Source organism: Azospirillum sp. TSH64 (assembly GCF_003116035.1).
GTDB lineage: Bacteria > Pseudomonadota > Alphaproteobacteria > Azospirillales > Azospirillaceae > Azospirillum.
This window is the reverse complement of the sequence record NZ_LGQW01000015.1, coordinates 4,702,171-4,725,056: the sequence shown is the minus strand read 5'-3', so window position 1 is coordinate 4,725,056 and position 22,886 is coordinate 4,702,171. Positions and strand designations below refer to the sequence as shown.

General features: G+C 66.7%; 24 protein-coding genes. 10 read left to right on the top strand and 14 right to left on the bottom strand.

Features of this window, described 5'->3' with window-relative positions:
• Window positions 1-136: 136 nt before the first annotated feature.
• Both TSH64_RS22765 and TSH64_RS22760 read left to right on the top strand, forming a co-directional pair.
• Complete coding sequence (locus TSH64_RS22765) at window positions 137-844, top strand: tRNA-uridine aminocarboxypropyltransferase (protein WP_247873099.1); 708 nt, start codon at window positions 137-139, stop codon at window positions 842-844.
• Window positions 845-1,150: 306 nt separating this feature from the next.
• A complete protein-coding gene (locus tag TSH64_RS22760) occupies window positions 1,151-1,732 on the top strand; it encodes a protein-tyrosine-phosphatase (RefSeq protein WP_247873098.1) in 582 nt (193 codons plus the stop codon).
• A gap of 156 nt (window positions 1,733-1,888) precedes the next feature.
• Here the strand turns inward: TSH64_RS22760 and TSH64_RS22755 are convergent, their stop codons facing one another.
• From TSH64_RS22755 to TSH64_RS22745, 3 genes are all read right to left on the bottom strand, one after another.
• Window positions 1,889-2,524, bottom strand: a complete 636-nt coding sequence (locus tag TSH64_RS22755) for a 2OG-Fe(II) oxygenase (protein WP_109448475.1) — start codon at window positions 2,522-2,524, stop codon at window positions 1,889-1,891.
• A gap of 78 nt (window positions 2,525-2,602) precedes the next feature.
• On the bottom strand, window positions 2,603-3,259 hold the full coding sequence (locus TSH64_RS22750) for a 2OG-Fe(II) oxygenase (RefSeq protein WP_109448474.1): 657 nt from the start codon (window positions 3,257-3,259) through the stop codon (window positions 2,603-2,605).
• Between the two features lie 157 nt (window positions 3,260-3,416).
• Window positions 3,417-4,409, bottom strand: coding sequence for a mitochondrial fission ELM1 family protein (locus TSH64_RS22745; protein ID WP_109448473.1), 993 nt, complete (start codon window positions 4,407-4,409; stop codon window positions 3,417-3,419).
• Window positions 4,410-4,582: 173 nt separating this feature from the next.
• Here TSH64_RS22745 and TSH64_RS22740 point away from each other — a divergent pair, with 173 nt between their 5' ends.
• Window positions 4,583-5,143 (top strand): Lrp/AsnC family transcriptional regulator, encoded by a 561-nt coding sequence (locus tag TSH64_RS22740; RefSeq protein WP_109448471.1) that lies wholly within the window; start codon window positions 4,583-4,585, stop codon window positions 5,141-5,143.
• A 31-nt stretch (window positions 5,144-5,174) separates the two neighbouring features.
• Here TSH64_RS22740 and chrA read toward each other — a convergent pair whose 3' ends face one another.
• The gene (gene chrA, locus TSH64_RS22735) at window positions 5,175-6,494 is read right to left on the bottom strand and encodes a chromate efflux transporter (protein ID WP_109448469.1); all 1,320 of its coding nucleotides are present in this window, start codon (window positions 6,492-6,494) and stop codon (window positions 5,175-5,177) included.
• A 181-nt stretch (window positions 6,495-6,675) separates the two neighbouring features.
• On the opposite strand from chrA, the gene TSH64_RS22730 reads away from it, so the two are divergent.
• A complete protein-coding gene (locus TSH64_RS22730; RefSeq protein ID WP_199237644.1) occupies window positions 6,676-7,623 on the top strand; it encodes a dienelactone hydrolase family protein in 948 nt (315 codons plus the stop codon).
• A gap of 45 nt (window positions 7,624-7,668) precedes the next feature.
• Here TSH64_RS22730 and greA read toward each other — a convergent pair whose 3' ends face one another.
• Together greA and carB are read right to left on the bottom strand one after the other, a co-directional pair.
• Entirely contained in the window at window positions 7,669-8,142 is a 474-nt protein-coding gene (greA, locus tag TSH64_RS22725) for a transcription elongation factor GreA (protein WP_012972887.1), read from the bottom strand.
• A gap of 96 nt (window positions 8,143-8,238) precedes the next feature.
• Window positions 8,239-11,487, bottom strand: a complete 3,249-nt coding sequence (gene carB, locus TSH64_RS22720; protein WP_109448465.1) for a carbamoyl-phosphate synthase large subunit — start codon at window positions 11,485-11,487, stop codon at window positions 8,239-8,241.
• A 261-nt stretch (window positions 11,488-11,748) separates the two neighbouring features.
• Between carB and TSH64_RS22715 the strand changes: the two genes are divergently transcribed.
• The 4 genes from TSH64_RS22715 (at window position 11,749) to TSH64_RS22700 (ending at window position 13,759) form a co-directional block, all read left to right on the top strand.
• Window positions 11,749-12,579: a hypothetical protein gene (locus TSH64_RS22715; protein ID WP_109448463.1), complete on the top strand. Its 831-nt coding sequence runs from the start codon at window positions 11,749-11,751 to the stop codon at window positions 12,577-12,579.
• A 42-nt stretch (window positions 12,580-12,621) separates the two neighbouring features.
• Window positions 12,622-12,966: a hypothetical protein gene (locus TSH64_RS22710; RefSeq protein ID WP_109448461.1), complete on the top strand. Its 345-nt coding sequence runs from the start codon at window positions 12,622-12,624 to the stop codon at window positions 12,964-12,966.
• Between the two features lie 122 nt (window positions 12,967-13,088).
• Window positions 13,089-13,343, top strand: a complete 255-nt coding sequence (locus tag TSH64_RS22705) for a type II toxin-antitoxin system Phd/YefM family antitoxin (protein ID WP_109448459.1) — start codon at window positions 13,089-13,091, stop codon at window positions 13,341-13,343.
• Entirely contained in the window at window positions 13,343-13,759 is a 417-nt protein-coding gene (locus TSH64_RS22700; protein WP_109448457.1) for a type II toxin-antitoxin system VapC family toxin, read from the top strand. Before TSH64_RS22705 ends, TSH64_RS22700 begins: the two co-directional genes overlap by 1 nt.
• 68 nt (window positions 13,760-13,827) lie before the next feature.
• Here TSH64_RS22700 and TSH64_RS22695 read toward each other — a convergent pair whose 3' ends face one another.
• The 5 genes from TSH64_RS22695 to TSH64_RS22675 form a co-directional block, all read right to left on the bottom strand.
• Window positions 13,828-14,445: a NapC/NirT family cytochrome c gene (locus tag TSH64_RS22695; RefSeq protein ID WP_109448455.1), complete on the bottom strand. Its 618-nt coding sequence runs from the start codon at window positions 14,443-14,445 to the stop codon at window positions 13,828-13,830.
• Window positions 14,442-14,966, bottom strand: coding sequence for a nitrate reductase cytochrome c-type subunit (locus tag TSH64_RS22690; RefSeq protein WP_199237643.1), 525 nt, complete (start codon window positions 14,964-14,966; stop codon window positions 14,442-14,444). The genes TSH64_RS22695 and TSH64_RS22690 overlap by 4 nt, the downstream gene beginning before the upstream one ends.
• A 14-nt stretch (window positions 14,967-14,980) precedes the next feature.
• Entirely contained in the window at window positions 14,981-17,482 is a 2,502-nt protein-coding gene (gene napA, locus TSH64_RS22685) for a nitrate reductase catalytic subunit NapA (protein WP_109448451.1), read from the bottom strand.
• Window positions 17,483-17,576: 94 nt separating this feature from the next.
• Window positions 17,577-17,843 carry a chaperone NapD gene (locus tag TSH64_RS22680; RefSeq protein WP_109448449.1) on the bottom strand — a complete coding sequence of 89 codons (267 nt, stop codon included), beginning with the start codon at window positions 17,841-17,843 and terminating at the stop codon, window positions 17,577-17,579.
• 24 nt (window positions 17,844-17,867) lie between these two features.
• Window positions 17,868-18,062 (bottom strand): periplasmic nitrate reductase, NapE protein, encoded by a 195-nt coding sequence (locus tag TSH64_RS22675; protein WP_109448447.1) that lies wholly within the window; start codon window positions 18,060-18,062, stop codon window positions 17,868-17,870.
• 254 nt (window positions 18,063-18,316) lie between these two features.
• Here TSH64_RS22675 and TSH64_RS22670 point away from each other — a divergent pair, with 254 nt between their 5' ends.
• Both TSH64_RS22670 and TSH64_RS22665 read left to right on the top strand, forming a co-directional pair.
• Complete coding sequence (locus tag TSH64_RS22670; RefSeq protein ID WP_109452954.1) at window positions 18,317-19,060, top strand: MgtC/SapB family protein; 744 nt, start codon at window positions 18,317-18,319, stop codon at window positions 19,058-19,060.
• A 211-nt stretch (window positions 19,061-19,271) separates the two neighbouring features.
• Entirely contained in the window at window positions 19,272-21,230 is a 1,959-nt protein-coding gene (locus TSH64_RS22665; RefSeq protein WP_247873097.1) for a sensor histidine kinase, read from the top strand.
• Between the two features lie 10 nt (window positions 21,231-21,240).
• Here the strand turns inward: TSH64_RS22665 and TSH64_RS22660 are convergent, their stop codons facing one another.
• From TSH64_RS22660 to TSH64_RS22650, 3 genes are all read right to left on the bottom strand, one after another.
• The gene (locus tag TSH64_RS22660; RefSeq protein ID WP_109448443.1) at window positions 21,241-21,867 is read right to left on the bottom strand and encodes a pyridoxamine 5'-phosphate oxidase family protein; all 627 of its coding nucleotides are present in this window, start codon (window positions 21,865-21,867) and stop codon (window positions 21,241-21,243) included.
• A complete protein-coding gene (locus tag TSH64_RS22655; RefSeq protein ID WP_109448441.1) occupies window positions 21,864-22,364 on the bottom strand; it encodes a DinB family protein in 501 nt (166 codons plus the stop codon). Before TSH64_RS22655 ends, TSH64_RS22660 begins: the two co-directional genes overlap by 4 nt.
• 84 nt (window positions 22,365-22,448) lie before the next feature.
• Window positions 22,449-22,886 (bottom strand): DNA translocase FtsK (locus TSH64_RS22650; RefSeq protein ID WP_282188118.1); only part of this gene is annotated, 438 nt, incomplete at its 5' end.

Genomic DNA, 22,886 nt, shown 5'->3' with positions numbered 1-22,886 from the left:
AGGGGATCTGTCGTACACGCCGTGACGGCCACCGCTCTTCGGTGAGCATCGCCGTCCTCAATGTGAGATGTGTTCCCTTCCGCGTCGTTCCAACCCATATTCGCGGCCAATCCCCTTCAAGGAATGCGTACCTCCCATGCACAGCGCCACCGTCCCCGATTCCTGCCCGACCTGCCTAAAGCCTAATCACCTGTGCATTTGTGAGGCAGTCCAGCCGATCGACAACGGCGTCTTCCTGCTGATCCTGCAGCATCCGCAGGAGAAGCGGGAAAATCTGGGCACCGCCCAGATCGCCCATCTGCAATTCGCCAATTCGTTGGTGAAGGTCGGGCTGAGCTGGCCGGGCCTGAAGCGCATCCTGGGGCGGGAGGTCGATCCCAAGCGCTGGGGCGTGCTGTATCTCGGCCCGGTGAAGGATGGCGGCGCTCCGCGGGCGGAGGTGGGGGTGGTCGACAGGAACGGTGAGCCGCTGCGCGACAGTGCGGAGATCCTGGAGGATCTGGAGGGCGTCATCGTCCTGGACGGCACCTGGAGCCAGGCCAAGACCTTGTGGTGGCGCAATGCCTGGCTGCTGAAATGCCGCCGCATCGTGCTGAACCCGCAGTTCCGCTCGCTCTATGGGCAGGCGCGCAAGGAGCCGCGGCGCGACAGCGTCTCCACCCTCGAAGCCGGCGCTTTCCTGCTGTCGCGGCTGGAGGGTGACCAGACCATCATGGACACCGCGCTGAAGCCCTTCTCCCTGCTGCTGAAGAAGCTGCGCGCACCCCGCCCGCGTCCGGCTGCGGCGCCGGCCGCCGATGCTCCGGCTGCTGATTCCGGCGAGGAGGGGGCTGAGGAGGCCTGACGCTCGTTCGCGCGGCTGCAACCAACCGGCGGCTGCACCGTTGATGAGGGGTGAGAGGGCCGGCGGCGTCCGGCCGCATCGCCCGTCATCAACGGAAGAAGGAGAAGCTACGTGCGAGGCATCCTGCTGTGGCTGGTCGGCATTCCGATCCCCGTCATCCTCCTGCTCTACCTGTTCAACATTCTTTGATCGGCCTGGATTCTTTGACCGGCCCGGCTTCCGCCGGGTTGACGGGGCCGCGGCGCGCGGTGCCAAATGCTGGCCGCAAATCCCTTCGATTTTCTTCCCCTGCAATCGAACGAGAGAATGATGGCCAGCGATTTCGTGCCCTTCGGCCTGACGGTCTGCGGTCTCAGCGAGCTTTGCAATTTCGGCGGCGGCAAGGTCAGCCATGTGCTGTCGATCCTCGACCCCGACATGACGGAGCCGAGCGCGTTCGGCGATTATGGCGAGCATGAACGGCTGGAGCTGCGTTTCCACGACGTCATCGAGCCGACCCAGGGCCAGATCGCGCCGGAACGGTCGGATGTGGAACGCATCCTGGCCTTCGGCCGCGACCTGCTGGCCGAACCGGTGGATTGCCGCCACCTGCTGGTCCACTGCCATGCGGGCGTATCGCGGTCCACCGCAGCGCTGACCATGATTCTGGCCCAGGCGCGCCCGGAACTGCCGGCGGCCGACGCGGTGGGGACGGTGGTCGCGATCCGGGCCCAGACCTGGCCCAACCTGCGCATGATCGAATTCGCCGACGACATCCTCGGCCGCAACGGCGACCTGATCGCCGCCGTGCGCCAGCGCCACCGCACGCTCGGCAAGCAGCGCCCGGAGCTGGTTCAGTTCATGATCGACAATGGCCGCATCCGCGAGGTCGAGGATCTGATCGACTGAGGGGACGGATGCGGCCCTTCTGGGTTTCACGTTTTTCGGCCGTCATCCCCGCGAAGGCGGAAATCCAGTCGCTTCAGCCGCTTGAATGCGGAGTTTCTTGGATCCCCGCCTTCGCGGGGATGACGGCTGATAATCGGCCCTAAAAACCCACTGTCCTCAATAGCCTGCCGACTGCTGACCACCGAAGACGCCCTTCGCCCAGGCGCCGATGCGGTGGCGCCACTGTTCGTGCCAGATATAGACGCCGCCCTTGACCCAGTTCATCTGGATCGCGCGGCGTTGGCCTTCAAAAGGATAATGGCCGTGCCAGGAGGTGTCGCTGCGGCGGAAACACATCAGGGTGCCTTCCTCCGGCGGGACCTCGGCAGCGTAATCCTCCAGGTTCTGGGAGCGCAGGATGCGCAGGCGGCCGCCGGTCGCTTCCCAGGGCGGGTTCATGTAGATCAGAACGGTGATGACCTTGCTGGCCGAATCCGGATGGATCTTGCCGTCGGTCGGCCGGCACATGCCGCGCGCCGTGAACATGGTCGGGTACTTCGACAGATCCACATCGAACTTGTCGGAGAAGGCCTTGCAAACCTCCGGCCCCTTCAGTTCGGCGATCATTCGGTCGAAGCTCGGCCCCTGGGGGAAGACGCCCAGCGGGATCGAGCCGGGCTTGTCCACCTTGGGATAGTCGCGGTGCAGCTCTTCCAGATACTCCCGCTTCACGAAACCCGGAACGCACAGGAAATCATAGGGATCGTGCTGCAGGGGGGTAGCGCGGAACTTGTCCAGATCAAGCATGGACATGGGTACGAGACTCCCAAAGAGCGTGCCGACGGTGGCTTTGCCCCCCAAAACCGGCGTCACTTAAACACGGCGGAAGTTTTATGCAACAGGTTTGTCAGGGAAGCACAATTCTTGCCGCGCCCGCCATTCCGGGCCGACATAGTTCACGATGATCGATTTGCGCACCCCGTCGATCGAACGTTTCTCGAAGCCATGCCAAGTGTTGCTTCCGGGGATGAAGATCAGCCCCTCGTTGAAGGCGTAGGGCGCGCGGGCGACGACGGTCCGGCTCTCGTCCAGCACGTCGGTGCCCCAGTGCGAGCAGTTCGGCCCCTTCGAGAGATAGACCAGCATCGTGTATTTCTTGACGCCGATGTCGGTGTGCGGCTCCAGCCAGAAGCCGTCGGTGTCCTGGCAATATTCGATGCGCAGGCTGGTGCCGGTGAGGTCGACGTTGCAGGTCTTCTGGATCGCGTCCACCACCGCGCGGCTCTGGAAGGCCTGGGCCACCGTCTCGCACACCGCATATTTGGCGCGGTTCTCCTCGCCGAAATAGGTGCGCGACGCGTTGTTGGTCTCGCGCTTGCCATAGGTGTCGGACACCGGGGGCGGACCCCAGGGAAGCTCGGCTATGGCGTCGGCGGACTCCTCCGGCAGCGCCTCGGACAGCAGCCAGTGATTGTAGGGCTGGTCGAACAGCCGGCTGTTATCCAGGCAACGCAGGAAAGAGGCGGAAACGGCGTCGGGAGTGGTCATGGCGGCGGAAGTTCCGGATGGAAGGACGGCCCCGGACCGTGTTTGTCGGAACGGCCGGTTTGCCAGCGCTTATGGCATGGCCGGCGCCCGAACTCCGCAGCAAACCGGTCGTACCAGCGGGGTGCGCGCATTGGTCGCGCCGCACCCCGCTCTCCCGCTACGACAGGCCGAATCGGCTGCGGTGGGCGGACAGGCGGCGCCGCACCTCTTCGGCCACCACTTCCGTCTCGTTCAGCGGCGCATAGTCCCAATGGTCCAGGGAGCCGTCGAAGGGCCGCGTGATGCCGTCCTGGTACAGCCCGTCATGGAAGGCGCGGAACTTGGGCGACCCGCCCTCCAGCTCGATCACATAGACCGGCTTGCCGGTCGAGCAGGCTTCCGAGGTCATCGACACGCTGTCACAGGTCACCGCCACGGCGTCGGCGAGGCCGAGATAGGCGAAGTAAGGATTCTCGCCGCTGCCGTCCCACACCTCCGCCGGCAGCCCGGACAGGCGGGCGCGCAGGATCGCCTCGTTATCGGCGCCGGTGCGGCGCGACGGGGTGACCATCAGCCCGGCGCCATGGCTGCGCGTCAGGTTGGCCAGCCGTTCGGCCACATCGCCCATGATGGTGGGCGTCAGACGGTAGACGCCGTTGTCACCGCCGATCAGCACGGCGATGCGCGGGTGCGGCAGGTGCGCCAGACGCGGGGCGAAGCGTTCGGCCGCGTCGGCCAGGATGGCGGGTGTCACCCGGTGCAGGGCGCCGCGGGTCACCATCACGTTGTCGCCGCGCAGCCTGTCATGGCGCGGCACGACGATCAGGTCGAAATGGCGCGGGTTCATCACCGGATCCTGGATCTGGACGGTGAAGGTCCGGCCGCCCGACTGCTGGCGCACCGCCAGCGAGACGGCGATGGACTGCCGCCCGGTGCCGATCAGCAGATCGGGCCAGGGCGGCCCCACCGGATCGCCGTTGGGGCCGGCGGCGAATCGGTTGCCGATGCGCCAGTAGGGGGTCAACTGGCGCCAGGGCGTGCGCAGATGCACGCGCTTGACGACCGGCGTCAGGCCGAGCGACTCCGCCAGACCGATGCACTGGTTTTCCATGCCGGCCTTGCCGTCCGACACGACCCAGCAGGTCAGAGGCGCGCTGGTCAGAGGTTGCATGAGAGCCCGGATCGTTGAAGCTTCGAAGGGAGGGGAGCCCTCAGGCGGGAGGGCTGCGGCGAAAAGACCGTTATCGGGGTTGCTCGCCCTTGCGGGGGTTTCCGTCTTGGCGTAGACACCATGCCCGTGTAATATCCTTTCTCCAAATCATCCCCGGAGCGACCGAGTAAACCATGCGGCGGGTCAAACTCGACCGAATTGACCGTCGGATTCTGCGCGATCTGCAGAACGACGGCCGGATGACCAATGTGGAGCTTGCCCGACGTGCCGGCATCTCCGCTCCGCCCTGCCTGCGCCGCGTCCGCGCGCTGGAGGAGGCGGGATTCATCCGTGGCTACCACGCCGACGTCAACCCCGATGCACTGGGGTTCGGCGTCACGGTGTTCGCCCAGGTCGGCCTCAGCAGCCAGGCCGAAGCGGACCTAAAGAAATTCGAGGAGCTCGTCAACAGCTGGCCGCTCGTGCGTGAGTGCAACATGCTGGCCGGCGAATATGATTTCGTCCTGAAGATCGTGGCGGAGGACTGGGACGACTACCAGCGCTTCCTGACGACCAAGCTGACGGCGGCGCCCAACGTCGCCCATGTGAAGTCGGCCCTGTCGATCCGCACCAGCAAGCACACCCCCGGCGTTCCCATCGACGTCGATTCGCCCGACATCCCGGAAGGGAATGAGGACGACGAGGACGAGGATTACGCGGAGGACGAGACACCCGCCCGCGCCACCCGGCGCTGAGCGGGCCCCAGCTCGTTCGACCCTGCTCGGTCTACAAGGAAGAGGCGGCGAGCGCCTGGATCAGGCCCGCCGCCGCTCCCCCCGCCACCACCCAGTGGATCGCCACCCCCCGGCGGGTCAGCGCATAAAGTGCTGCCAGCATGATCGCCCAGCCCCAGATCAGGCTGCCTGCTGTATGCTGCCCGTCCGGCAGCAGCACCGCCATTCCCAGATAGACGCCCAAATTCAGGATCACCCCCACCACCGCCGCGGCGATGGCGGCCAGCGCCCCCGCGGCCAGACGGTTGTGGATCAGCCGCTCCAGATAGGGGGCGCCGGCGAAGATGAACAGGAAGCAGGGCAGGAAGGTGACGTAGGTCGTCAGCGCCGCCCCCAGCGTTCCCGCCAGCGCCGGCGACAGGGCGCCCGGCCGGTTCCAGCCGGCGAAGAAACCGACATATTGCGTGACCAGGATCAGCGGCCCCGGCGTCGTCTCGGCCAGTGCCAGCCCGTCGATCATCTCCCGCGGGCTGAGCCAGCCATAGCTGTCCACCGCTTGTCCGGCGATGTAGGGCAGCACGGCATAGGCGCCGCCGAAGGTGATGAAGGCAGCCTTGGTGAACAGCGCCGCAATGCCGCGCCAGGGATCGGCACCGAATGCCAGCAGGACCGCGCCCACCGGCACCGCCCACAGAACCAAGCCCAGCCCAAGCAGGGTAAGCAGCCGTCCGGCCTTCGGAGCGGGCTCCGCCGTCGGGTCGGTGGTGGAACCGCCGTCGGAGCCATCGTCGCCCGCCGGATGCGGATGGGCGAACCAATGGCGACCGGTGCGCGCCGCCACACCGCCGATCACCGCCGCGCCGCCGATAACCAGTGGGAAGGGCAGGTGCAGCAGCGCCAGCGCCAGAAAGGCCGCACCGGCCAGGGCGACGGCGGCCGGGCCCTTCAGCGTCCGGCGGCCCAGGCGCCAGACCGCGGCGGCGATGATCGCCACCACCGCCGGCTTGATGCCGTCGAACAGCGCGCCGACCAGCCCGGTGTCGCCATGGGCCGCGGCGATCCAGGACAGGGCCAGCAGCACCAGCGCACCCGGCAGCACGAACAGCCCGCCCGCCACCAGCCCGCCGCGCATGCCATACATCCGCCAGCCGATATAGGTGGCGAGCTGCTGCGCCTCCGGTCCCGGCAGCAGCATGCAGAAGTTCAGCGCATGCAGGAACCGGGTCTGGTCGATCCAGCGGCGGCGGTCGACCAGCTCGCTCTGCATCATCGCGATCTGCCCGGCCGGACCGCCGAAGCTGGTCAGCCCCAGCCGCAGCCAGTAGAGGCAGAAGGCGCCGAAGGACGGAAGGGGAGTGCGGGGATCATTCATTGTCCCGCAGCCTAGCTCAAACGCGGCGGCAAGGCAGCTTTCGCCGTCTGGCGGATAAGTGGACGACGCGTCCGCAGGGACAAATGCCGGGCGCCCATGGCCTTCCGCATCGCGGAGGTTTAATATTGCAACCGCGAGCGCCGCCGTCGGGGCAGGCGCCGGAGGTCGGGGACGCTGCAGAATGAAGGCTTCCACCCGCGGTCTTGCGGCTGTGTTGGGGGCGGTGCTGTATGCCGGTGCCGGTGGGATCGCGGCGGGCGTGATCGCGGTTGGGGGGCTGACCCTGTCGGCGGCGCCTGTGCAGGCCGCGGTCGGTGTCCATGCCGAAGAGATCGTGCGCTTTCCGTCTGTCGACGGGGATTTGACCGGCGGCACGCCGACGATGCTGAGCGGCCGGCTGCTGCGCCCGGCGGGCAACGGCCCGCACCCGGCGGTGGTGATGCTGCATGGCTGCGGCGGCCTCTATGCCCGCAACGGCCGGGTGTCGCCGCGCCATGTCTGGTGGGCCACCCACCTGCAGCGGCAGGGTTACGAGGTGCTGATGGTCGACAGCTTCGGCCCGCGCGATGTGGAGGAGGTCTGCACCACCGCGCTGAAGGACCGGACCGTCCGCGCCACGGTGGAGCGCAAGCGCGACGCTTGGGCGGCGCTGGCCTTCCTGCGCAAGCGGCCGGAGGTGGACCATGACCGCATCGGTCTGATCGGCTGGTCACAGGGGGCGAGCACCGTGATGGTCGCCTATGGCGCCGGCGAGGATGGACCGGCCGGGACCGAGGAGGGCGGCTTCCGCGCCGCCGTCGCTTTCTACCCGGGCTGCAAGGCGGCGTTGAGCAAGGAGGATTGGCAGCCGGACGGCCCGCTGCTGCTGTTGGTCGGCGGCAAGGACGACTGGACGCCGCCGGAGAGCTGCGTCGAGCTGTCCGGGCGCGACGGGGTCAAGGGCAAGGTGGATCTGGTGGTCTATCCCGACGCCTATCACGGCTTCGACGCGCCGGACGCGCCGGTGCGCAAGCGCAAGGACCTCGCCACCGCCCCCGGCGGCACTGCCCATGTCGGCACGGACGAAGACGCCCGCTCGGACGCGATCCGGCGGGTGAACGACTTCTTCAGGGAAAAGCTTGGGGGATAAGGGGACAACCGCCCTCTCCCGGGGTGGGAGAGGGCGGTTGAAACGTCAACGGAACTCGACCGAAACGATCTCGTACAGCTTGGAACCGCCGGGGGTGGACACCTCGACGCTGTCGCCGACGGACTTGTTGATCAGGGCGCGGGCCAGCGGCGCCTGGATCGACAGAAGGCGGTTCTTGATGTCGCTCTCGTCCTGGCCGACGATCTGATAGGTCGTCTCCTCGTCCGTGTCCTGGTCGGCCAGGGTCACGGTCGCGCCGAACTTCACGGTGCTGCCGGTCAGCTTGGCCGGGTCGATGACCTCGGCACGGCTGATCTTGTCCTCCAACTCCAGCACGCGGCCTTCGATGAAGCTCTGACGTTCGCGCGCCGCGTGATACTCGGCGTTTTCCGAAAGGTCGCCATGTTCGCGGGCTTCCGCGATGGCTTTGATGACCGCCGGGCGTTCGGTGATCTTAAGGTGCTTCAATTCCTCCTGGAGGCGGTTGAAGCCCGCCGCTGTCATCGGAACTTTTTCCATGTTCGGTCCATCACCGCTTGCAGTCGTTCGACCTGTCCAAAGCGACATCAAGGACGAAGACGGCGCGGAGGAGGTCCGCCGCGCCGTCGTCCGTCCTTAATACGATCCGCTAAGGTACGACTGCAACGGGGCGACTTCAAGGCTGCCGTTCCGGAGTGCGGCAATCGCTTCCACTGCTGCGCGTGCTCCTGCCACCGTCGTATAGTACGGAATGTTGTAGGTCAGCGCGGTGCGACGCAGGCTGAAGCTGTCGGACAGCGCCTGGGCGCCTTCCGTGGTGTTGATCACCAGATGCACGTTGCCGTTGATCATGGCGTCGACGATGTGGGGCTGGCCTTCGACCACCTTGTTGATGGTTTCCGCCGGCACGCCGGCATCGCTCAGCACCTTGGCGGTGCCGGATGTGGCGAGGATGCTGAAGCCCATCTCGTGCAGCTTCTTGGAGATCACCGCCAGCGCCGGCTTGTCGTGGTCCTTGACCGAGACGAAGACGCTGCCCTTGACCGGCAGGGTGACGCCGGCGCCGAGCTGCGCCTTGGCGAAGGCCAGCGCGAAGTTGTGGTCGAGGCCCATGACCTCGCCCGTCGACTTCATCTCCGGACCCAGCACGATGTCGACGCCGGGGAAGCGGGCGAAGGGGAAGACCGCTTCCTTGACCGCGGTGTGCGGCGGGGTCGGGCCGTTCAGCGTGAAGGCGGACAGCTTCTCGCCGGCCATGACGCGGGCCGCGATCTTGGCGATGGCGGTGCCGGTGGCCTTGGCGACGAAGGGCACCGTGCGGCTGGCGCGCGGGTTGACCTCCAGGATGTAGACGGTGCCGGCCTTGACGGCGAACTGCACGTTCATCAGCCCGACCACCTTCAGCGCATGGGCGAGCGCGTCCGACTGGCGGTTGATCTCGGCGATGGTGTCGGCCGGCAGCGTGTAGGGCGGCAGGGCGCAGGCGCTGTCGCCGGAATGGATGCCGGCCTCCTCGATGTGCTCCATCACGCCGGCGACATAGACCTGCTCGCCGTCGCAGACGACGTCCACGTCGACCTCGATGGCGTCCTGCAGGTAGCTGTCGATCAGCACCGGGTTCTTGCCCGACACCTGCACGGCGGTGCCCATGTAGCGCTGGAGCCCGGTCATGTCGTGGACGATCTCCATCGCCCGGCCGCCCAGCACGTAGGACGGACGGATGACGACCGGGAAGCCGATGCGGGCGGCGACCGCTTCGGCCTCTTCCAGCGAACGGGCGAGGCCGTTGGCAGGCTGCTTCAGGTTCAGATCGACCAACAGCTTCTGGAAGCGCTCGCGGTCCTCGGCCAGGTCGATGGCGTCGGGCGAGGTGCCGAGGATCGGGATGCCGGCGGCCTCCAATGCTGCGGCGAGCTTCAGCGGGGTCTGGCCGCCGAACTGCACGATGCAGCCCAGCACGGTGCCGTTGCGCTGCTCGACCCGCACCAGCTCCACCACGTCCTCGGCCGTCAGCGGCTCGAAATACAGGCGGTCGGCGGTGTCGTAGTCGGTGGAGACGGTCTCCGGGTTGCAGTTGACCATGATGGTCTCGATGCCGGCCTCCTGCAGGGCGTAGACGGCATGGACGCAGCAATAGTCGAACTCGATGCCCTGGCCGATGCGGTTCGGACCGCCGCCGAGGATGACGACCTTGCGCTTGTCGGTCGGGTCCGATTCGCACTCGGCCTCGCCGGTCCCGTCGGTCTCGTAGGTCGAGTACATGTAGGGGGTGGCGGACGCGAATTCGGCGGCGCAGGTGTCGATGCGCTTGTAGACCGGGGTAACGCCGGCCATGCGGCGGGACGCTGCGACCGCGGCTTCGGTGGTCTTGGCCAGCTCGGCCAGACGGGCGTCGGAGAAGCCCATCTGCTTCAGCTTCAACCAGCCGGCCTTGTCGGTCGGCAGCCCGCCGGCGCGGATCGCCGCCTCACGGTCGGTGATCGCCTTGATCTGCTCCAGGAACCACGGGTCGTACTTGGAGACGGCCTGCACCTCGTCCACGGTGAAGCCGTGGCGGAAGGCCTGGGCGATCACCAGCAGGCGGTCGGGGGTGGGGGTGGCGAGCGCGCCGCGGATGGCGGTGCGGTCCGGGTTCTCGTCCCCGCCGATCTTCACCTCGTTGAAGCCGGTCAGGCCGGTCTCCATCGAGCGCAGGGCCTTCTGCACCGACTCCTGGAAGGTGCGGCCGATGGACATCGCCTCGCCCACCGACTTCATCGAGGTGGTCAGCAGCGGCTCCGAGCCCTTGAACTTCTCGAAGGTGAAGCGCGGCATCTTGGTGACGACATAGTCGATCGTCGGCTCGAAGCTCGCGGGCGTGGTGCCGGTGATGTCGTTGGTCAGCTCGTCCAGCCGGTAGCCGACGGCCAGCTTGGCGGCGATCTTGGCGATGGGGAAGCCGGTGGCCTTCGACGCCAGCGCCGAGGAGCGCGACACGCGCGGGTTCATCTCGATGACGATCAGGCGGCCGTTGGCCGGGTTGACCGCGAACTGCACGTTCGAGCCGCCGGTGTCGACGCCGATCTCGCGCAGCACGGCGATCGAGGCGTCGCGCATGATCTGGTATTCTTTGTCGGTCAGCGTCAGCGACGGCGCTACGGTGATCGAGTCGCCGGTGTGGACGCCCATCGGGTCGATGTTCTCGATGGCGCAGACGATGATGCAGTTGTCGGCGCCGTCGCGCACGACCTCCATCTCGTATTCCTTCCAGCCCAGCACCGATTCCTCGATCAGCACCTCGCCGACCGGGCTGGCACGCAGGCCGCCGCGCACGATGTCCTCGAACTCCGCCCGGTTGTAGGCGATGCCGCCGCCGGTGCCGGCCAGCGTGAAGCTGGGACGGATGATGGCGGGCAGGCCGACCAACTCCAGCGCGTCCATCGCCTCGTCCAGCGTGCGGACCATGCGCGACTTAGGCGACTCCAGGCCCAGCTTGTCCATGGCGTCGCGGAACAGGATGCGGTCCTCGGCCTTGGCGATGACGTCGCGCTTGGCGCCGATCATCTCAACGCCGAGCCGTTCCAGCGTGCCGTCGTCGGACAGCGCCATCGCCGTGTTCAGCGCGGTCTGGCCGCCCATGGTCGGCAGCAGGGCGTCGGGACGCTCCTTCTCCAGGATCTTGGCGACGACCGCCGGGGTGATCGGCTCGATGTAGGTGGCGTCGGCCAGACCGGGGTCGGTCATGATGGTGGCCGGGTTGGAGTTGACGAGGATGACCCGGTAGCCTTCCTCGCGCAGCGCCTTGCACGCCTGAACGCCGGAATAGTCGAACTCGCAAGCCTGTCCGATGACGATCGGACCCGCGCCGATGATGCAGATGGATTTGATGTCGGTGCGTTTGGGCATGGGTCCGCTTCTCTGAAATGTGGTCAGCCGAAAACCCCCCGGCACCGGGGGACCGGAGACGGAGAGCGGGATGGGCATGTCGTGCAAGGCCCCCTTATAGGGGGTTCCGGGCCGGGGGGGAAGGGGTGGCATGGATGTCACCCTCGCATGACTGAATCTCGGGCGCGGCACTGCCGCCCCATGCGGGCCTTGAACGGCGGGGGAAAGGGACGCATCAATTCCCCTTCTCCCATTTCGCATACCCATTGGAGATACGCCCCGATGAGTCACGCATTCGCCAAGGACAGCCGCGCCTGCGCCGCCTGCGTCTCGTGGGGCGGCGAGCGCGCGCTGTCTGAGGACAACACGCTGGTGCATGTCGCCCGCCACGGGGTGGAGGGGGAATGCCGGACCGCCAGCAGCCAGGACTACCGCCGCATCACCAAGGGCTATCACACCTGCACCGCCTGGGCGCCGCTGCCGATGCTGAAGAAGCATGGCGGGCGGATCGGCCATACGCCGGCCGGGCAGGCCCACACGCTGGTCACCGCCGCGGCCTCGCGCCCCATTCCGCAGCCGGTCTCCCAGCCGGTGCCGGCGGCAGCGGCCTTCGCGTCGGCGCCGGTGGCGACTCCGGTGCTGGACCTTCCGCCGCCGCCCTGCCGGGCCGACGTGATCGATGCGGAACAGACGCCGCAGGTCCGCATCCTCTACACCCACTGGGTGAGGCTGAAGCGCAAGCGCCGCATGCCGCTGGCAAGCGAGATCGACACGGCCCAGGTCCGGGAAAGCGTGCCGCGCACCGCTCTGATGGAGCCGACCGCCGATGGCAGCGACTTCGTCTACAAGTCCTGCGGCCGCGCCCTGCAACGCCGGCTGGCCGAGCGGCCGACGACACGGCGGGTGACCGACTGCCACCCGGAGCAGGCGGCGCGGCGCTGGCTGTCCGACCTGCGCGCCTGCCTGGAAAGCGGCGAGCCGCGCTGCCTGCTGGTGCGCGACGACCCGATGCTGCCGGGGGCGAAGTTCGTCGAGCTTCTGCTGCCGCTGGCCGACGTCGAAGGCGGGCCGGCGACGCGGGTGCTGGCCTACCGCCATGTGCCGGGTGGCTGAGGGGAGGCGGCGATGGGCGATGCGCCAAGCGGAGAAGGGCCGATGGGAGAAGGACCCGGCCCGGAGATTGTCGGCGTCTGGCCGGCCGCTGTCTGGATCGTCGTCGGCGCCGGCCATTACCTGAACGATCCCGACCATTTCGCCGGCTGGAAGGGGGCGCTGTATTTCGTGCTGGGCACCGGTCTGGTGGCGCTGGTCGGCGGCATCGCCAGCCTGTCGGCACGCCGTACCGTCGCCGGTATCCAGGAACGTCTGCTGAAGGAGGTTCGTCACCGCCGCGATTGGGCGAGCTGGTGGGTGGCGCTGGGCTTGCGCGGGCTGGTCGGACTTGGCGAAGCGGTGCTGGTGACGCTGCTGGCTCTGTCGGTGGTGGCGATGCTGGGATAGGTGAAGGTTTGATGTAGCTATGTAACTACACGCATCTTGTCTCTGATGGGGGCGATCTGTATCGTCTTCATAGCGGTCGTCCATGGCGACGCGTGAGCAGCGGTTCTCAGAAGAGGGACACCATGGGGCGCATGATTTCCAGCCGTGAGTTCAATCAGAACCCAAGCGAGGCCAAACGAGCAGCCGAGGATGGACCCGTGATCGTTACCGACCGTGGCGAACCGGCCTTTGTTCTGTTGCGTTATGACACGTACCGCCGCCTGTCCGATGAGGGAGGCTCGCTTTTGGACCTGTTGCGGCAGGAAGGGGAGGAGGCGGATTTCGATTTCGACCCGCCGAAGCTGCAGGCTATGGCCCGCCCGGTGGATCTGGACTGATGTATCTGTTGGATACCAACGCCGTGTCGGAGTTGCGGCGGCCAGCACGAGCCAATGCCGGATTGGTGACTTGGGCTTCCAAAGCGATGCCGGCCGACTTGTTCATCTCGGCAATCACCCTGTTCGAGATCGAACGTGGCGCCGGTTTGGTGGCGCGGAAGGATCCTGCCCACGGAACGGCACTGCGCAGTTGGATTGACGGCCACGTCCTGGTGGTGTTTCAGGGGCGGATCCTTCCTGTCGATGCCGATGTGGCCAAGCGGTGCGCCACATTGCATGTCCCGACTCCGCGCCCCGAGCGTGACAGCATGATCGCAGCAACGGCCCTGGTCCATCGTTTGACGGTGGTGACACGGAACACGAAGGATTTCGAGCCGATGGGTGTTCCGTTGCTCAATCCCTGGATTTCAGAGTGAAGCGTTTCCCCTGAAACACCGACGGCCCCGCTCCTTTCGGAAGCGGGGCCGTTGCATCAACTCGATCCTTACTTCTGGCTGGTCTTCATGCTCCAGCCCGGTTCGATCCCCTGCATGTCGGGCAGGTGGTGGGCGATGCCCTTGTGGCAGTCGATGCAGGTGTTCTGGCCGGTGAACAGATAGGTCTCGTGCATCTTGGCGGCGCGCGGGTTCTGCTTGGTAATGTCCATCGAGTCGGCGCTGTGGCAGTTGCGGCATTCCAGCGAGTTGTTGGACTTCAGCCGCGCCCATTCGTGCTCGGCCAGCTCGCGGCGCTTGTCGAGGAACTTCTCGCGGGTGTCGATGGTGCCGAAGATCTTGCCCCAGACCTCCTTCGATGCCTGCATCTTGCGGGCGATTTTGTCGGTCCACTGGTGCGGGACGTGGCAGTCCGGGCAGCTGGCGCGCACGCCCGACCGGTTGGTGAAGTGGATGGTCTGCTTCAGCTCCTCATAGGGATTGTCGCGCATCTCGTGGCAGCTGATGCAGAAGGCTTCCTTGTTGGTGGCCTCCAGGGCGGTGTTGAAGCCGCCCCAGAAGACGACGCCGGCGATGAAGCCGCCCAGCGTCAGGAAACCCAGGCTGAAATGGACGCTGGGGAGGGCGAACAGCCGCCACAGGCACAGCACTGCGTCGCGGATTGTCATTTCTGGCCGCCTTGGGCATGGCCCAGGACCGAGTCGAAGTCTTGGAAGCTGTTGGGAACGATCGGCTGGGCGTCGGTCTGCGGCACATGGCATTGGGTGCAGAAGTAGCGGCGGGCCGCCACCGTGCCCAGCGTCTGGCCGTCACGGTCCTGGAAATGGGTGACCGACAGCATGGGGGCCTGCGAGCCGGCCGTGTTGCGGCGGTCGTGGCAGGTCAGGCACTTGTTGATGTTCAGGTCGATCTGATAGTCGCGGATAGCATGCGGGATCAGCGGCGGCTGGTCGGCGTAGTTGCGCACGCGCTTCTGGTCGTCGGTGATCTCGCGGTGGGTCGCCTCGGCCGGGACATCCGTGGTGATCGGATGGTTGGCGGAGGGGACTTTGATCCCCCCCACGGTGCCGGTGGCGTCCGCAATCACGACGGGCTTGTCGGCGGCGACGACACCGGAGGTGACGCCGATGGTCATGGCCGGGATGCCGGCCAGCAGGGCCAGCGCGGCGATCAGGAAACGGGTCTTCATGATGCCGGCACTCCTCAGGCGTTCAGGACTGGCGTGATCTTGACCGCGCATTTCTTGTAGTCGGTCTGCTTGCTGATGGGATCGGTGGCGTCGAGCGTCACCTTGTTGATGAGGACCGTGTGGTCGAAGAAGGGGACGAAGACCAAGCCGCGCGGCGGCTTGTTGCGCCCGCGCGTCTCGACCCGGACCCGAACCTCGCCGCGCCGGGAGGTGACACGCACCTCCTGCCCGCGCCGGACATTGAGTTCCTTGGCGTCGTCGGGGTGCATGAACACCACGGCATTCGGGAAGGCCTTGCGCAGTTCCGGCACGCGCAGCGTCATCGATCCGCTGTGCCAATGCTCGATCACGCGGCCGGTGCTGAGCCAGAAGGGATAGTCGGTGTCGGGCGCTTCGGCCGGCGGCTCGTAGGGCAGGGCGAAGACGTTGGCCTTGCCGTCCTTGTTGCCGTAGAAGCGCATGCCCTCGCCGGCCTTCACATACGGGTCGGAGCCCTCGCGGTAGCGCCACTTGGTCTCCTTGCCGTCCACCACCGGCCAGCGCAGGCCGCGCTCCTGGTGGTACTGCTCGAAGGGCGCCAGATCATGGCCATGGCCGCGGCCGAAGGAGGCGTATTCCTCGAACAGGCCTTTCTGGACGTAGAAGCCGGCGTCCTTGGCCTCCTGGTTGTTGTAGTTCTGATCGAGGTCGGACAGCGGGAAGCGGTCGACCTGGCCGTTGCGGAACAGCACCTCGTACAGGGTCTTGCCGCGCAGCTCCGGCTTCTTGTTCAGCAATTCCTCCGGCCACACCTCCTCAATGCGGAAGCGTTTGGAGAACTCCATGATCTGCCAAAGGTCGGATCGCGCGCCGTCGGGCGCATCGACCAGCTGGCGCCACAGCTGGGTGCGGCGCTCGGCGTTGCCGTAGCCGCCCTCCTTCTCCACCCACATGGCGGTGGGCAGGATCAGGTCGGCGGCCAGCGCCGTCACGGTGGGGTAGGGATCGGAGACGACGATGAAGTTTTCCGGGTTGCGGTAGCCGGGGAAGGTCTCCTTCGCCGTGTTCGGGGCCGTCTGCATGTTGTTGTTGCACATGACCCAGTAGGCGTTGAGCTTGCCGTCCTTCAGCATGCGGTCCTGCTGGACGGCGTGGTAGCCGACCTTGTCGGGGATGGTCCCCTCCGGCAGCTTCCAGATCTCCTCGGCGTGTTTGCGGTGCTCGGGGTTGGTCACCACCATGTCGGCGGGCAGCCGGTGGGAGAAGGTGCCGACCTCGCGCGCGGTGCCGCAGGCCGAGGGCTGGCCGGTCAGCGAGAAGGGGCCGCAGCCGGGCTGCGAGATTTTGCCGGTCAGCAGGTGGATGTTGTAGACGAGGTTGTTCGCCCAAACGCCGCGGACATGCTGGTTGAAGCCCATGGTCCAGAAGGACACGACCTTCACCTTCGGGTCGGCGTACAGCTCGGCCAGCGCCTCCAGCCGGTTCTTCGGCACGCCCGACAGCTCGTGGGCCTTATCCAGCGTGTAGGGCTCGACGAACCTGGCGAACTCGTCGAAGCTGATCGGGTCGGAGTCGTTGGCGTTGGCGGCGTTCTTCGCCTTCTTCTCCAAGGGGTTGTCGGGACGCAGGCCATAGCCGATGTCGTCACGGCCGCGCTTGAAGTTGCAGTGCTTCTCGATGAACTCCTTGTTGACCCGGCCGGTCTTGATGATGTGGTTGGCGATGTAGTTGAGGATCGCCAGGTCGGAACCGGGGGTGAAGACCAGACCGACGTCGGCGAGATCGAAGCTGCGGTGCTCGTAGGTCGACAGCACGGCGACCTTGCAGCCGGGATGGCTGAGGCGGCGGTCGGTGACGCGCGTCCACAGGATGGGGTGCATCTCCGCCATGTTGGAGCCCCACAGCACGAAGGCGTCGGCCTGCTCCATGTCGTCGTAGCAGCCCATCGGCTCGTCCATGCCGAAGGTGCGCATGAAGCCGGCCACCGCCGACGCCATGCAGTGGCGGGCGTTCGGGTCGAGGTTGTTGGAGCGCAGGCCGGCCTTCATCAGCTTGGAGGCGGCATAGCCCTCATAGATGGTCCATTGGCCGGAGCCGAACATGCCGACGGCGGTCGGACCCTTCTTCTTCAGGGTCTCCTTCCACTTGGCGGCCATGATGTCGAAGGCTGCGTCCCAACTGATCGGCTCGAACTCGCCGTCCTTGTCGAACTTTCCGTCCTTCATGCGCAGCAGCGGCTGGTTCAGCCGGTCCTCGCCATACATGATCTTGGACAGGAAATAGCCCTTCACGCAGTTCAGGCCGCGGTTCACCTCGGCCTTCACGTCGCCGTGGGTGGCGACGACGCGGCCGTCCTTGACGCCGACCATTACGCCGCAGCCGGTGCCGCAGAACCGGCAGGGGGCCTTCGACCAGGTCAGCTTGGCGCCTTCCCCGGTCAGGATGTTGGCGGCGGACGCGGGCAGCGAGATTCCGGCCGCCGCGGCGGCGGCAGCGGCGGCTTGCGCCTTCAGGTAATCGCGGCGGGACAGAAACATGGGGAGAACTCCAGGGTCGGAGGAAATTCGGTCGGGAAAAGGCGGAAACGGCGCGCCTGGCTGGGGATCCGGGTGACAGTCCAGGGGAGAGGGGTCAGGCTGCGTCGATCGCGTCCGCGGGTTCGTAGTGGTGGTAGACCATGGTGGTGGTGTGGACGCCGGGAATGGCGTTGAGCAGGGCGATGCGGTCGACGACCTCTGCCGCGCTGGCGGTGACCAGGGTCACCACAGCCTTGCCGTTCTCCGCGGCACACCAGTCGAGCCCGGCGACGGAAGCCGCCGCCTCGCGCACCGCGTCGGTGCGGTCGGGGCTGTGCTGGATGACGAGGCTGGAGATGTGGAATTCGGGGGCGCGGGGCATGTCGGTCCTGGGGGAGCGCTGGGCTCAGTGGGTGAGGATCTGGTACATCCAGATCGAGAAGCCGTAGGCGGCGACAGTGCCGACGGCGATCACCGGCCAGACCAGCACCGCCAGCCACAGGAACATCAGCCCCTCGGCCCGGCGGGTCGGGGCCGGTGCGGAGTCGGTCGCCTTCCGGTCGGACGGACGGGACAGGACGGGGGAGGGGGTGGGCCTCATGGCGGCACTCTCGGTCGGAGCGGAAACAGGTCGAACCGGTCCCGGTGCCAGCCCTGATGGCTGGTCCTTAGGTACTGGTTTTCGGCCCTTAGTATCGGTACTTTCCGGCGATCTGGAATTGACTCAGGTCAAGTGGGGCCACTTGCGGCCTGTGACGGAATGGCGCCTTCTGTTGCGCAGGCGCCTTCGCCCGGGCTGCGCTAGACTGCGGTGGAGGTCTTCATTGGAAACCTCGATCGGGAATGGAATGGGCCATGGATTTGCTGCGCTCCTATTGGTCGCAGGCCGAGTTGGCGACCAACGGGTTGATCCTGCTGCATCTTTTGGGAGCCTTGGCGGTTGGGCTGCTGCTGGGGTACGAGCGCAGCTATCACGGGCGGGCGGCCGGGATGCGGACCTACGGGCTGGTCTGCTTGGCCTCGGCCGCGCTGACTGTGGTCAACGCCTACCCCTCCATGTGGTATGGCGGCATTGGGACGCAGGGGGCGCCGCACGCGGCTGCCCTGACCGGCGATCCGACGCGGGTGATCCAGGGCATCGTCACCGGCATCGGCTTTCTCGGCGCCGGGGTCATCATGCGCGAGGGGCTGTCGATCCGCGGCCTGTCCACCGCCGCCTCGATCTGGGCGACCTCGGCCATCGGCATCGTCATCGGGCTCGGCTTTTATGCGGTCGCCATCGCCGCGGCGCTGTTGACCATCCTGGTGATGAGCCTGCTGCGGCCGGTCGAGCGGCTGCTGCCCCACCAGTCGGTGGTCCACCTGACGCTGGTCTTCCCGCGCGACAAGGCCCCGCCGCCGGAAGAACTGCGGGCGCAGGCCAAGAAACACGGGTTCGAGGTGGTCGACTGGGCCTTTCATCTCGCCAACGGCAGCGGCCAGTTCGAATGCCAGCTGGTGCTTCAGGGGAAAGGCGACCCCGATCCGATGGCGCTGGTCAGCGCCCTTGCCTCCACCGACACGGTGGTGGAGTTCAAGCTGTCCCCTTCACGCATCTGACGACGGCCGGGAACCAGAAGAGTTGGAAGGACGTAATGCATACAAACTTAATGTTTTGCTAAAACTTTATCCATATCGATAACCCGCGATGATGAAGGACGCGAACAACGGCAGGGAATGGCGAGGCTGGAATCGCCGCCCTTCTGCCCGGCAGAACGGCCCTGGCGGGCGCAATGCCGGTTCCCCGGCCTCATCCGCGTCTTGCCGCCGGATGGCGGGGCCGATCGCCCTGCTGGCGGCGCTTCTTCTGTGGTTCGCCGGCACAGCCGCCGCCACGGTCTCCGGCGTGGAGCCGCTTCGGCTCGGGCCAGCCACCGCCAGCGCCACCCTGGCCGGCCATTTCGCCCGGCTGATCGATCCCGACCGCAAGTTCGACTTCGCCGCCATCCTGAAGGCCGACGCCGATGGGCAGATGGAGCCGCTTGGGGATTTCCGCGGTGTCGGCCAGACCCGCGACATCCATTGGTACCGCTTCGACCTGATGCGCGAACCCGGTGCGCCGGCGGACTGGCTCCTGGAGATGGGCGAAGCCTATATCGACCATCTCGACCTCTTCATTCCGAAGGCAAACGGAGCCGTGGGCCGGCCGCAGGATCCTGCCGCCTACCGGCTGGTCCGGCTGGGAGACTTCGTTCCCTTCAGCCAGCGGCCGATGAAGACCCGGCTGCACAGCCTGCCGCTGACCCTTCCGGAGGGAAAGCCGGTTTCGCTTTACCTGCGCGTCGATTCGGTCAGCGCCATCCGCCTGTCGGCACGGGTGTGGTCTCCCGCCGCCTATGTCGGCCACCAGACCAAGGATCTGCTGTTCCAGGGGTTTTTCCTGGGGGTGTTGGGCATCCTGGTCCTGGGTTATGTCGCGCTGGGCCTGCTTCTGCGGGACGGGGCGCTGCTGTCCTACACCGCCTATGTCGCCACGGTCTTCTGCTATTACCTGTTCGCCAACGGCATCGGTGCAGCCCTGCTGCCGGATCTGCCGGGCTGGATCATGAACTTGCTGGTGGGCAGCAGCGGTTTCCTCGGCTTTGCCACGGCACTGATCATGTGGGTCTATATCCTCGATCTGCAGACCCGGGCGCCGAAGCTGGCGCGTTGCTATCAGGGGCTGGCCCTGCTGGTGCTGCTGGCATTGCCGACGACGGTTTCACCGCTCTACGCCCTGACCAACCCGGTGGTGACCCTGTCGGCGCTGGTCGTGGTGGTGATCGCGCTGGTGCTGACCGCACGCATGGCCTGGCTGAACCCGAGCGATCTCAGCCCGCGCTTCTATCTGGCCAGCACCCTGGTGTCCCTTGGTGGGCTGATCATGGCCCAACTGATCCTGCGGGGCGCGCTGCCTGCCGATTTCTTCATCGCCGATCCCTATCAGGTCGCCTCGATGGTGGCGGTGATGGTGCTGGGCACCGGTCTGGCCCTGCGCATCGGCAGGCTTCAGGCGGAACGGCTGCGTGCCCGGGAGGAATCGGCCTTCGCCACCAAGCGGGCGGAGGAGCAGCGCAGCTTCGTCGCGATGCTGTCGCACGAATTCCGTACCCCGCTGGCCGCCATCGACAGCGCGGCCCAGATGATCGAACTGTCGGGCGTGGTGGAGTCGCCGTCGGCGCTGTCCCGCCTGCAACGCATCCGCAGCACCACCCACAAGATGGCAGAGCTGGTGGATCTGTTCCTGTCCTCGGATGCGCTCGACCAGGGGGCGCTGGCGCTGAAGCCGGAACCGGTGGCGCTGGGCCAGTTGATGGACGAGGTGCTGGGCGGCCTGAGGGGGACGGAAGCGGAGGAACGGCTGGAGCTGTCGATCGACGCTCCCGACCGCCCGATGCTGGTCGATGCGCCCTTCCTCGGGGTGGCCATCGGCAATCTGGTGCAGAACGCGCTGCGCTACTCGCCGGCGGACGCGGCAGTCCGGGTGAGCGCCTTCGATGACGGAGGCGGTATCGTCATCCGCGTCGCCGACCGGGGTTTCGGCATGACCCCGGAGGAGGTGGAGCGAATCGGCTCGATCTATTTCCGCGCCTCGTCGTCGCGCGGAACCAAGGGGTCGGGGCTGGGACTCTACATGACGCAGAAGATCGTCACCGCCCATGGCGGGACCTTGTCGGTGGAGAGCGAGCACGACGAGGGCTCGGTCTTCACCATCCGGCTGCCGGCCACCGACAGGCTCGCCGCGCAGTAGGAATGCCGGGTCAGTACAGGGTTTTGGGGATGCGCTCGGCCAGCGACCGGTCGTAGGCGTCGCCGCCTTCGCGCCCGGCGCTGGCCTCCGCCATCAAGGCTCCTGCCGACGGCAGGCTGCGGCGCTCGATCTGCACCGCCGGGTCCCACAGGCGGGACCGCAGCAGGGCGCGGGCGCATTGGAAGAACACCGCCTCGATGCTGACGACCAGCACCGACTTCGGCACCTTGCCGTCCACCGCGAAGCTCTCGCACAAGGCCGGGTCGGTGTCGATCACGGCGCGGCCGTTGACCCGCAGCGTTTCGTTCAGTCCCGGCACCAGGAACAGCAGACCGACCCGCGGATCGGCCAGGATGTTGCGCAGGCTGTCGATGCGGTTGTTGCCGCGGCGGTCGGGGATCAGCAGGGTACGGTCGTCCGCGACCCGGACGAAGCCGGGTTGGTCGCCGCGCGGCGAGGCATCCAGCCCATCCGGCCCGCTGGTGGCGAGAACGAAGAAGGGCGACGCCTCGATCAGCGCCCGGTAGCCGGGGGTCAGCGCCGGCACTTCCTTGGCGATGGAGGGAGCGGCGGGCTCGCCATAGAGGGCTTCCAGAGCCGCGAGGTCGGCGACGGGCCTGCTTCCTGTCTGGCTCATTTCGTCTCCAGCAGGAAATAGACGAAGTCGATCGTCGGCGCGCCCAGCCCGAACTGGCTCAGCAGCGTGTGGGCCTGCCCGCGATGGTGGGTCTGGTGGTTGAAGATATGGGTGACGATCTGGGAGAAGGGCAGCTCATGCGCCGTGCCGGCCATGCTGCGGTAGGAGAGAACCGACTCGAACCGCTCCGCCGGGGTGGCTGCCAGGACGCGCAGGATACGCTCGTCCTCCGCTTCGCGGGCAGTGCGCAGGCCGGCGAAGTCGTCATGGAGGATTTCATCGAGCGACGACGGTTTCGGCCCGGCCCCCTCGATGCGTTCCAGCCACACCCGGTCGGCGACCAGGATATGGTTCAGCGTGCCGCGGACAGAGCCGAAGAAGGCGCCGCGGTCCTCGCGGAACTGAGCATCGGAAAGCTGCGCCGCGACTTCGTAAAGGCGACGGTTGGCCCAGCGGTTGTAGCGGGCGAGGCTTTCAAAATGGGGCTTCGGGTCCATAGGGGAGCCTTTTGCTTTCTTGCTGTCGTCTCCCAACCGGAGGAGCCCTCTCCACAGAGGAAGAAAGCTCCTCCGGATGATCGATCACACGCCTGCGCGCTTGGCCGACAGGCCGGCGTGGGACAGCAGGACTTCGCGCTTGCCCTGGTGGTTGGCGGGACCGACCACGCGTTCGGTCTCCATCCGCTCCACCAGGCGGGCGGCGCGGTTGTAGCCGATCTGGAGCTGGCGCTGGATGAAGCTGACCGACACCTTGCCCTCGCGGACCACGAGATTGACGGCCTGCATGTAGAGGTCGTCGCCGGTCGCAACCGAACCGCCGTCCTCATCCTCCACCGCGGCGGCTTCCTCCTCCTCCTCGGTGATGGCGGTGACGTAGTTGGGAGCGCCCTGGGCCTTCACATACTGGACGATCTCCTCGACCTCCGAATCGGAGACGAAGGGACCATGGACGCGGGTGATGCGGCCGCCGCCCTGCATGTACAGCATGTCGCCCTGTCCCAGCAGCTGCTCCGCCCCGGC